Raw genomic sequence first — 11,184 nt, forward strand, 5'->3', positions numbered from 1 at the left:
GGAGCATCATGCCAGCAAGCAAACGCACCAATCGTCGCGCGCAAATTCTCCAGTGTCTGGCCAGCATGCTGGAAACCAGCCCAGGTCAGCGTATCACCACGGCCAAACTCGCTGCGGAAGTGGGCGTATCGGAAGCGGCCCTCTATCGACACTTCCCCAGCAAGGCCCGAATGTTTGAAGGCCTTATCGAGTTTATTGAGGAAACCCTGTTTTCCCGCATTAACAAGATTCTGGAAGAGGAAAAAGACACGGCATTACGCTGTCAGCATATTCTGCATCTGATTCTTGGTTTCGCCGAGCGCAACCCAGGCATTACCCGTATCTTAAATGGTGACGCATTAATGGGTGAGCAGGACAGACTACGCACCCGTATTGCCCAGTTATTTGAACGGCTGGAAACACAATTAAGGCAAGTATTGCGAGAGCGCAAGCTACGCGAAGGCAAGCCGATGATTGCCGACGAAGGACTGATCGCCAATATTCTGATTTGCTTTGCCGATGGCCGCATCAATCAGTTTATCCGCAGTGAGTTTACCCGTCGCCCTACCGAGGGCTTTGCCGAGCAATGGCAATTGCTGAAAGGACGCTTCTTCGTCTAGTCATTGTATTTGAATTGAAAAAGGGGCGATGCCCCTTTTTTTATTGCCCGAAGGTGTTACCGAAAAAGTCCCCTTCATTCCAACTAGGTCGCAGCGGGTCATTGGCAATGGTCAGGCCAATTTGCAGATTCGCTTCCGTAAAGCGCTGCGCGGCACGCCAATTGAAGTTGTCATTCAGCTCGTCAGAAGGCTTGTGATAATCCGTATGCAAGAATTCACCAAACTTCTTAGCGCCGTCCACATTTGGATCCATAGAGGTCAAGCCCGGCACCAAAAACACCGCCGGAATGCCCTTTTTCACAAACATATAGTGATCAGAGCGGGTAAAAAGTGCCTGCTCCGGCCAAGGATCAGGGCTCAGACTCATACCGAGTTTAGCCAAGGCATCCGCCACTGTACCTTGCAACGAGCTGTGATTAGCGCCGAAGGCAATCACATCCGCGGCCTCATAAGTCAGAATCGGCATATCTAGGTTCACATTCGCCACCATGGACTTCAGCGGCACGGTGGGATGATTGGCAAAATAGTCGGCGCCAAGTAAACCCTTTTCTTCACCGGTCAAAGACAAGAACAGGATAGAACGTTTAGGTGCCTGTGGCAGGCCACTTAGCAGCCTGGCGGTTTCTAACAATACCGAACTGCCACTGGCATTATCCATAGCGCCATTGTTGATTTTGTCTTGTTTAACGGTTTTGGCGAAACCAATGTGATCCAAGTGCGCGGTATATACTACGAATTCCTCTTTCAGCTTGGCATCCGAACCCGGCAGAATGGCTGCCACGTTGGGGCTGCTGATAGCTTTATGTTCGCTACGTTTGCTGAACTCAATCTCAGTGGGTAAAGCAAAGCCCGCCGGGGATTTGTCCTGTTCAAGGTCAGTGTAAATATCCTGTAAGCTACGCGGCGCGCCTTCGAATAACACAGCCGCCGCTTCTTGCGAGAAGTAGGCAGAATTCTGCAACTGCGGATATTGATTAGCAGGCTCGCCATCGGCTTTTAGCCAGCTGACGCTGGGCATGTGCAAATAATTGAGCAGATTCTGATATGGCCTGACTTTCTCGGCCAGTGGCGTGCTAATAGTGATCATGCCAATGGCGCCATGCGCAGCGGCGTGGCGGTTTTTCTCACTGCCCGAACCAAAGTGCGCCCCTTCCTCACTAGGAAAAGACTTTGGCTTACCCGATAACACCACTACCACTTTGCCTTTCACATCCAACTTGGCGTAGTCATCATGCTGTAATTCTGGAGCGACAATGCCGTATCCGGCAAACACCAGTTTCCCCTGCAACTGCGATACCTCACTAGTCAAGCTGGCAGAGGTCAGATACTGACGGGGATATTCCAGACTGGTTTCACCACCAGCCCCCTTCAGAACGAGTTTAGCCGAGTCTTGTACCAGATAAGCCTGGCGAAAAGGGATGGCTTGCAAATAACTGCCGTTGTCACCGGCAGGCCGCAAACCTAATTGGGTAAACTGACTAACCATATATTGCGCAGCAATATCATGCCCTCTGGAACCGGTATCCCGCCCTTCCAACAGGTCATGAGCCAAAAATTGTAAGTGCGCCTGTAAACGGTTGGCGTCGGCCTTTGGTAAGCTTGGCTCAGCCCAGGCATTTAAGCTGCTTGTCAGCAATAAACACAATGTAATCAGTGCTCTTTTCATTGTAATTCTCGGTGGTTACACCTCGCCAGTCTCGCATATTTCCCCTCATTCGTCCGCGTTATACTTTGTAAGTATTTATTCTGCCGCCTCTTGCCAGGGGATTAGGTTGACTTGATTGCATATTGCACTACTCTGCAAAGAACATTCATTCTTTGGTTTCTTTAAGCCATGCCAAGAAAAGCACAATATGATGTCAACGAGGTCTTAGATCAGGCTATGGAGGTACTGCTGGAGCATGGTTTTCATGGCTCCATCATGGATGAAATTATTGCCAGAACCGATTTTAATCGCCGTGGTTTTTATCTGGAGTTTGGTAGCAAACAAAACTTTCTTTATCTGGTGCTGGAACGCTACCAACAGCACAAACTGGCACCGGTTACCCATCACTTGACGGAAAATCAGGGGCTGGCTTCCATCCAACGATTCTTTGATGACTATATTGCTTTGATCAAAGGTCGCGGCTGTCTGTTGATTAACTGTATTACCGAGCTGGGTTTTGACGACGCCAGAATTCGTGAGATGGGCCGCCATTATCTGGATAATCTGCAACAGGGCTTTATTGGTTGCCTGGAAAGGGCGCTGATGCACGGCGAAATACGTAAAGACATTCAGTTGGAAGCCACCGCCTTACAACTCACTTGCTATGTACAAGGGTTTGCCGTAAATGCGATTTTGGCTTCACAGACAGATGAACTCAAACTGGCTACCCGCGCTTTACTTGGCCCCTTATCCGTATAAACAGAGGTCCTCTTGGCACTGGCATCTGCAACCGCTAAAATCGCCACCCGGATGGTCTGAATACAAACACTGAAATGAGCAAAACCAAACCACTTTATAAAGTCCAGTTTATCAGTAACGCCGAACGTTATGAGGTGTATGTGCGGGAAGTCAGCCAGGGCGCCATGTTTGGTTTTGTTGAAATTGGCGACTTTGTTTGGGATAACCACAGCAGCCTATTAGTGGACCCCAGTCAGGAAAAACTGAAAACCGAATTTGACAACGTTATGCGTACATATATTCCTATGCATAACGTACTGCGTATTGATGAAGTAAAAAAACAGGGCAATGCCAAGGTCACCGAGTTATCTGACAAGGTAACACCCTTTCCCAAACCCATCTACACGCCCAAGAACTAAGGCGAACGTTCAGTGCTACACCGACAAACGCGTATCCAACCGATTCTAACGCGCCGGCCTTTCTTGCCAATACACTTTCCAGCCAGGATGCCTTAAGCTCAAAGTTTCAGAATAAGAAATAAGGTAATCACTGTGTTAAAGCATTGGATAACCGGAGCCCTGCTACTGACCAGCAGTGCATCCATGGCCAGCGACAAATTAGACAAGCTGTTAGACGAGATTTGGCAATTTGAATTACGTGTTTCCCCGACTATGGCTACGTCTCAAGGGGTACATGATTATGATCATTTGCTGGCAGACCTGTCTGCCGAGGCGTTAAAACGTGAAAACGACCAAGCTCAGGCTTATATCAAGCAACTCGACGCGCTGGCCGACAGCAAGCTGAGTAAAGACGGTCGCATCAATCTGCTAATGCAGCGCCGCCGCCTGCAGGACATTGTCGATGGCTATCAGTTTCATGCCCACTACATGCCTATTACCTCTGAGTATGGCTTTCATAGCGCCTTGTCATTCCTGCCACGCAGCAGCAAGTTTGCCACCCACCAGGATTATGAAAACTACCTGGCCAGGCTTGCTGCCATTAACACCTATTTCCAGCAAAACATGCATTGGATGCGCGAAGGGCTAAAAACCGGCTTTACTCAGCCACAAGTTGTATTGAAAGGGTTTGAGCAGACCGCCTTGGCATTTATTCATGACCGCCCGGAAGACAGCCTGTTTTATGGCCCGTTTAAGAACATGCCAGCCCATATGGACGCCAAACTACAAGGCGAACTGCAGGCCAAAGCCAGGCAGATTATCAGCCAGCAAGTATTCCCGGCTTACCAGATGGTCTATGACTTCTTCGTCAAAGAATATATTCCCGGTGCCAAGCAGGACATTGCCGCTAAAAGCTGGCCAGACGGCGCGGCCTATTATGAAAACCGCGCCCGCTATTACACAACCCTGGATATGAGTGCAGAAGCCATTCACCAACTCGGGCTGGCAGAAGTCAAACGCATCCGTGAAGAGATGCAAACTGTGATGCAAGCCTCAGGATTTAAAGGTGAGCATAGTGAATTTATTCAGTTTTTACGCACCGATCCGCAGTTCTATGCCACCAGTGCCGAGGAACTGTTAAAGCAGGCTTCGTATTTATCCAAACAAATTGACGCCAAGCTACCGCAGCTTTTCTATAAATTGCCCCGTACCCCTTATGGCGTGGCACCAGTACCAGACAGCATTGCGCCCAAATACACCACCGGGCGTTATGTGGGCCCAACCCGGGACGACCAACCCGGCTACTACTGGGTAAATACCTATGCCCTGGACAAGCGCCCCTTGTATGAATTGCCAGCTTTGACCTTGCATGAAGCCGTACCTGGTCATCACCTGCAAAACTCACTGGCCAGAGAAATGACTGACCTGCCCCCGGTCAGACGTTACACCTACATCTCTGCCTTTGGTGAAGGCTGGGGCTTGTATTCTGAATATCTGGGTAAGGAAATCGGTTTTTATCAAACCCCTTATGAACAATTTGGTGCCCTGAGCTACGAGATGTGGCGAGCCTGCCGCCTGGTGGTAGACACAGGTATGCATATGAAGGGCTGGACACGCCAGCAAGCCATTGACTACATGCTGGAAAATACCGCGTTATCCGCCCACAACGTCACCACCGAAATTGATCGCTATATTTCCTGGCCTGGTCAGGCGCTGTCTTACAAGCTGGGAGAAATCACTATTAAGCGCTTGCGCAAAGAAGCTGAGCAAGCCCTGGGCGCCCGTTTTGACCTGCGCGCTTTCCACGATATGTTGTTGGAAAACGGCTCAGTGCCCCTGGACGTGCTTGAGCAACTGGTCAGAGATTACATTAAGCAACAAAGTTAACCGTTAGCGGCCCGGCCAGTCCGGGCCCTTCAGGTTTTAGGCCCCAGAATCAGCCCGCCATTTTTAGCAAGATACCCCATTCGTCGGCCTCAACCGGCATCACTGACAACCTGTTGCCCTTTTGTACTAGTTGCATATCTGCCAGCGCTGGATTGGCTTTGATACTTTGCAAACTCAACACCCGGTTAAACTTACGCACAAACTTCACATCCACCATATACCAGCGCGGCTTATCCTGGCTGCTTTTGGGATCATAGTATTTGGATTCAGGATCAAATTGGGTATGATCCACATAGCCCGCCTTGACCACTTCGGCCACCCCGGCAATGCCCACTTCATCGCAACTGGAATGATAAATAAATACCTGGTCGCCAAGCGCAATCTGATCACGCAGAAAGTTTCGGGCCTGATAATTTCGCACCCCATCCCAATGCTCGGTTTGCTCTGGACGGCTGATTAAGTCATTGATCCCAAAAGCATCGGGTTCTGTTTTAAATAACCAATAACGCATTTATCTTGCTCCTTTTTCAGCCCCTGAACGGACAGAGGCTTGCACAATGGCCAATCATCAATATACTGTATTTATATACAGTTAAATTTATCCTATGAACAATCTTCTCGATCATTTAAAAAACAAAGGTTGGATCTGGCAAGCGGATTTTACCCGACCTTTGCCCATCGCCAAGCAAGCTGTACCGGACGATCTGGATGAATATGTTCGTGGCGGGCTGAAAGAACATGCCCTGGTGGAAATTCACAGCCAGATTGGTATAGGTGAAATTCGTCTGTTACTCCCGCGTCTGGCAGCGAATGGGCAAGACCACAGACTGTTGGTATGGATTGCACCACCACACCAGCTCAATGGCGAATGTCTGCATCGGGCAGGGGTAGATTTGTCCCAAGTGCTTATTCTACACCCTCGTGATGGCAAAGATGCCCTATGGGCTGCAGAGCAGTGTCTGAAAAGCGGAACCTGCCACTCGGTTTTACTCTGGCACGGTGATATGGAAGTTGCTCAGGTGAAACGCCTGCAGCAGGCTTGCCAGCAAGGACAAGCCCAGCTCTTTTTGCTGCGTACGGCGCAAACTATAGCCCAATCACTACCAGTATCTCTGAGCTTGCAGCTTGAAGCCCATGCAGAAGGCCTTCAGATCAAAGTCAACAAATGCCGCGGGAGTTGGCCACCTGCACCTTTTATTTTAAATATGCGCCAGCGCTGGCCGAAACTGTGTCTGCCTCAGCCAGCACAGCCCTCAGCCAATGTGATCCCTCTGCATCGTGCAAGCTGAGCCCTCCTATGATGCCCCTTTGGCTGTATCTGGACTTTCCCAGTCTGCAACTCGACACCTTATACCAGGAGCAAGCCTCCCATCCTGTCATCATCCTGAATAAAGAACACAACCAGGTCATCCAGCTAAATGCTCTGGCATATCACCATGGCATCAGAGTGGGCATGGGGCTTGGTAGTGCTGCCGCTTTGCATAAAGATCTACAAGTGATTGAATATCGACAGGAACTGGAAGCTGCCAAGTTAGCCGAGATCGCACAGTGGTTGTACTTTGTCACCTCAGATATTGCTTTTTGGTCACCTAACGGCCTGTTGCTGCGTATCCAGCACATGCTATCTATGTATGGTGGCTTGCCGTCTTACTGGCAGGCACTCAAGGACAGGCTCAGTCCCTTAAAACTAAGCATAGGCTACGCTTGCGGTACCAGCCCTTTGGGCGCAAGACTCCTGGCCAGAAGCGGGCACAATCTCATCAGTCAGGATCCTGAGCTACTGCGAGAGAAAGTGAGCTTATGCGCACTGGAACAAACCGACCTTCCCCAGAGTATGTGTCAGAAGCTGGCCAGAGTGGGCATCCGTCATTTGAAGGAACTGATAAATGTGCCCCCCGGCGAGCTGGCTAAACGCTTTGACAGTCAACTGGTGACCTATATAGGCAAGCTGCAGGGCACATTCCATCACCCCGTGGACTTTTATCACCCCCCTGCCACCTTCAATCAGTATCTTGAGTTGATGTATGAAATAGACAGCAGCCCAATACTATTGCACCCCATCAAGCGCTTGCTGAGCGATTTAGAGCGTTTTTTACGTTTGCGGGATAAGCTGGCCACTGTACTCGAGTTTCGCTTCTCACAGCGAGATAGCGACGCCCTTTCACTCACGGTATCTTCAGCACAAGGAGAATATCAGGCCCAGCAATGGCAAGCCCTGGTCAGCCTTAAACTGGAAACCCTGGTGCTTGATCAGCCAGTGTATGGCATCCAGTTGGCCGTTACTCATATGCAGGCCAAAGAAGCGCAAGCAAATGATCTATTCGCCGGTAAGCAAGGGCAAATGAATCATCGCCAGTTGCTGTCGCTGCTACAAGCTCGCTTAGGCACAAACGCGGTCTCGGGATTACAACTACGAGATGACTTTCGCCCTGAATACAGCAGTAGCTACTGCCGCCCTTTTGAGCGCCTTGAGAAGCAAAACTGGCCGGTTCCCACCCTCAGACCCAGCCTGCTATTGGCCCCTCATCGCCCCTTAAATGAAAAAGTCAGCCTGTTACAGGGTCCGGAGCGTATCCAAACGGGTTGGTGGGATCATCAGGCCATTGACCGGGACTATTTTATTGCCCGCAATATCCAGGGCCAGTGGCTGTGGGTCTATCGTACCCGCGATAACCAGTGGTACGTACAAGGGTTATTTAGTTGATGTCTTACGCTGAGTTATTCTGCCAGAGCAACTTCTCCTTCCTGACCGGGGCATCCCATCCACAAGAACTGATCAGGCAAGCCAACTATCTTGGCTATCAAGCCTTAGCCATCACCGATGAGTGTTCCCTGGCCGGTATTGTTAAAGCCTATATGGAAGTCAGAGACCGGCAACTGGATATCAAACTCATTGTCGGTAGCCTGATTAAGCTCGCACCGGGTCTCGAACTGGTATTGCTTTGCCCGGATAAATCCGCCTATTCCGAGCTTTGCCGGCTGATCACTAATGCCAGACGCCGTTCAGAAAAAGGGAGCTACCAGATACATGAATGGGATCTAAAAAGCCTACGCCACTGCCTACTGCTATGGCTGCCCAGCGGGGAGAAGCAACAAGATAACTATTGGGCTGACTGGTTAACTAAACATCAGAGAGAACGTCTCTGGCTGGGCTGCCGACGTTTACTCAAGGCCGATGAACAGGAATACCTGACACATTGTCAGCAGTTAAGTGAACAGTACAAGCTGCCGGTTTGTTGTTGCACCGGGGTGTTAATGCACCATGAAGCCCGCCACAAACTGCTACACACCTTGGCGGCCATTCGCCAGGGTAAGCCAGTGGAAAAGCTAGGTCATCAACTCCAGGCCAACGCGGAAGCCTGCCTGCGGCCACTGGAAAAGCTAATGAAACTTTATCCCCAAGAGTGGATACAGACGGCCCTGAGTATCGCTGAGCGTTGTAGCTTTACACTGGATGAAGTCAAATATCAGTATCCCCAGGAAGTCGTACCTCAGGGTAAAACGGCCAGTGAGCATCTACGGACATTAGTTGAAGCAGGTACAGCATGGCGCTATCCCGAGGGCGTATCGGCCAAGGTACAAGCATTACTTGATAAAGAACTCTGTCTGATCTCAGAGCTTGGATACGAATATTTCTTTTTGACTATTCATGACATTGTTGAGTTTGCCCATCGTCAGCACATCCTCTATCAGGGGCGGGGTTCGGCCGCCAACTCGGCGGTATGCTATTGCCTGGGCATTACCGCGGTAAACCCGCAAAAAAGCGAGGTACTGTTCGAGCGTTTTATCTCCAGAGAACGGGATGAGCCACCGGATATTGATGTGGACTTTGAGCATGAACGTCGCGAAGAAGTGATTCAATATATCTATCAGAAGTATGGCCGTGAGCGCACAGCCCTGGCCGCTACAGTAATTACTTACAGGCGCAAAAGCGCCATACGTGAGGTAGGCAAGGCCCTGGGTATTAATGAGACCCAGCTGGACTTTTTCATTAAGAACATCAATCACCGCGACAGTGGCCTGAACTGGCAGGCCCAGCTCAGCGAGTTAGGCCTGGATCCATCCTCCCACCTTGGCCAGCACTTTATTGAACTGGTCAACGAGCTGATTGGCTTTCCGCGCCATTTATCCCAGCATGTCGGCGGCTTTGTGATTGCCTCCGGCCCCTTGTATCACGTAGTGCCAGTAGAGAATGCCGCCATGGCAGAGCGTACAGTTATTCAATGGGATAAAGATGACCTGGAAGCCATGGGCCTGATCAAAGTCGATGTACTGGCCTTGGGTATGCTTACGGCGATTCGCAAGTGCTTTAGCCTTATTCAGCAACATTATGGCCAAGCTCTGTCGATTGCTGAAATCAGTAACAGAGGCGATGACCCGGCGGTTTACGCCATGATCCAAAAGGCAGATACCGTAGGGGTCTTCCAGATAGAATCCCGCGCCCAAATGAGTATGTTACCCAGGCTGAAACCCAGGGACTATTACGACCTTGTGATTGAGATTGCCATAGTCCGTCCCGGCCCTATTCAGGGCGATATGGTGCATCCCTATCTGCGTCGACGCCATGGTCAGGAGCCAGTCGAGTATCCCTCACCAGAAGTGGAAAAAGTTCTGGTTCGCACCCTGGGTGTGCCTATTTTTCAAGAGCAGGTTATCCAGCTGGCGATGGTCGCAGCCGGCTTTAGCGGTGGAGAAGCAGACCAACTGCGTCGCGCCATGGGCAGTTGGAAGAAAACCGGCGAGCTGCAAAGGTTTGGCGAGAAACTGGTTAACGGCATGCTGGTCAGAGGTTACGAGCGGGAATTCGCTGAACGCATCTTCCAGCAAATTTGTGGCTTTGGTGAGTACGGTTTCCCCGAAGCACACTCCGCCTCTTTTGCGGTGCTGGCATATGCTTCGTCGTGGCTAAAGTATTATTACCCAGCCGTATTTTATACCGCCTTACTGAATAGTTGGCCGATGGGCTTCTATACCCCTTCCCAGCTGATTCAGGACGCCAGACGTCACCACATCAAGGTGCTTCCTGTCTGTATAAATCACTCAGATTACGACTATAGATTGGAGAAACAGGATGATGAACTGGCCATTCGGGTAGGTTTTCGCCAGATTAAAGGACTGGCCCAACAAGCGGCACTTAGCCTTCTCGCAGCTCGTCCAGAGCAGGGATTTAAGCATATTAAGCAGTTACGTGAAATCAATGTCTCTCAGGAGGCATTGGAACAGCTAGCCAGTGCCGACGCCCTTGCCTGTATTCAGGGCAATCGCTATCAGGCCAGATGGGCACTTATGGACAGCAGCCATACACTGTCCGTATTTAACCACTCAGAACCTTCAAACCAGGGTTGGTTATTTCAGCCAGATGAGCTGGCGACCCTCTCCGAAGATTACGCAGCGACGGGCTTCAGCCTTGCCAAACATCCTATTCAATTGCTGGATGAAGCTGCTCTGCTAGGCAAATATACCCCGGCCGTTCAATTAGCCATGAAGGAGCACAGAAAACCCGTTACTGTCATAGGCATGGTCACAGGGCGGCAACGCCCAGGTACATCCAAGGGGGTAACCTTTATCACCCTAGAAGATCACACTGGCAATATTAATGTGATTGTCTGGCTGGCCACGGCCAGGGCGCAAAAGCAAGCCTATCTGAAGTCCAGCATTCTTAAAGTCACAGGTTTACTGGAAAAAGGCGACGGTGGGGTTATCCATGTAATTGCCGGCAAGCTAGAAGACCTAAGCCGCTTATTGGATAAGCTCAGGGTTAAGTCGAGGGACTTTCATTAAGGATTTGGAGAGTGAGCAGTCAAGGTGAGCCGCTGATTAATGGTAAATCATAGGCAATAAAAAAGGGCTATCCACTTGGATAGCCCTTCTTCGTATTGGGAGCCTGGCGGTGTGCTACTCTCACATGGGGAGACCC

At 50.4% G+C, this 11,184-nt stretch carries 9 protein-coding genes; 7 read left to right on the forward strand and 2 right to left on the reverse strand.

Features of this window, described 5'->3' with window-relative positions; translation table 11 throughout:
• Nucleotides 1-8: 8 nt before the first annotated feature.
• On the forward strand, nt 9-599 hold the full coding sequence (gene slmA, locus IEX02_RS14355) for a nucleoid occlusion factor SlmA (protein ID WP_188696560.1): 591 nt from the start codon (nt 9-11) through the stop codon (nt 597-599).
• 40 nt (nt 600-639) lie between these two features.
• On the opposite strand, the gene IEX02_RS14360 is transcribed toward slmA, so the two are convergent.
• Nucleotides 640-2,265, reverse strand: coding sequence for a M28 family metallopeptidase (locus IEX02_RS14360; protein ID WP_188696563.1), 1,626 nt, complete (start codon nt 2,263-2,265; stop codon nt 640-642).
• Nucleotides 2,266-2,433: 168 nt separating this feature from the next.
• Between IEX02_RS14360 and IEX02_RS14365 the strand changes: the two genes are divergently transcribed.
• The 3 genes from IEX02_RS14365 (at nt 2,434) to IEX02_RS14375 (ending at nt 5,267) form a co-directional block, all read left to right on the forward strand.
• Nucleotides 2,434-3,003: a TetR/AcrR family transcriptional regulator gene (locus tag IEX02_RS14365; RefSeq protein ID WP_188696566.1), complete on the forward strand. Its 570-nt coding sequence runs from the start codon at nt 2,434-2,436 to the stop codon at nt 3,001-3,003.
• A 74-nt stretch (nt 3,004-3,077) separates the two neighbouring features.
• Nucleotides 3,078-3,401: a DUF1820 family protein gene (locus IEX02_RS14370; RefSeq protein WP_188696569.1), complete on the forward strand. Its 324-nt coding sequence runs from the start codon at nt 3,078-3,080 to the stop codon at nt 3,399-3,401.
• A 183-nt stretch (nt 3,402-3,584) separates the two neighbouring features.
• Nucleotides 3,585-5,267 (forward strand): DUF885 domain-containing protein, encoded by a 1,683-nt coding sequence (locus IEX02_RS14375; protein ID WP_188696633.1) that lies wholly within the window; start codon nt 3,585-3,587, stop codon nt 5,265-5,267.
• A gap of 49 nt (nt 5,268-5,316) precedes the next feature.
• Here IEX02_RS14375 and IEX02_RS14380 read toward each other — a convergent pair whose 3' ends face one another.
• Nucleotides 5,317-5,778 (reverse strand): EVE domain-containing protein, encoded by a 462-nt coding sequence (locus IEX02_RS14380; protein ID WP_188696572.1) that lies wholly within the window; start codon nt 5,776-5,778, stop codon nt 5,317-5,319.
• Nucleotides 5,779-5,872: 94 nt separating this feature from the next.
• Between IEX02_RS14380 and imuA the strand changes: the two genes are divergently transcribed.
• Genes imuA through IEX02_RS14395 form a run of 3 tightly spaced genes read left to right on the forward strand, consistent with a single transcriptional unit; the run spans nt 5,873 to nt 11,048 of the window.
• Nucleotides 5,873-6,556: a translesion DNA synthesis-associated protein ImuA gene (gene imuA / locus IEX02_RS14385; RefSeq protein ID WP_188696575.1), complete on the forward strand. Its 684-nt coding sequence runs from the start codon at nt 5,873-5,875 to the stop codon at nt 6,554-6,556.
• An 8-nt stretch (nt 6,557-6,564) separates the two neighbouring features.
• The gene (locus IEX02_RS14390; RefSeq protein ID WP_229702233.1) at nt 6,565-7,971 is read left to right on the forward strand and encodes a Y-family DNA polymerase; all 1,407 of its coding nucleotides are present in this window, start codon (nt 6,565-6,567) and stop codon (nt 7,969-7,971) included.
• Complete coding sequence (locus IEX02_RS14395; RefSeq protein WP_188696639.1) at nt 7,971-11,048, forward strand: error-prone DNA polymerase; 3,078 nt, start codon at nt 7,971-7,973, stop codon at nt 11,046-11,048. The genes IEX02_RS14390 and IEX02_RS14395 overlap by 1 nt, the downstream gene beginning before the upstream one ends.
• Nucleotides 11,049-11,184 lie beyond the last annotated feature (136 nt).

The sequence above is a fragment of the Bowmanella pacifica genome (genome assembly GCF_014645355.1).
Taxonomy (GTDB): Bacteria; Pseudomonadota; Gammaproteobacteria; order Enterobacterales; family Alteromonadaceae; genus Bowmanella; species Bowmanella pacifica.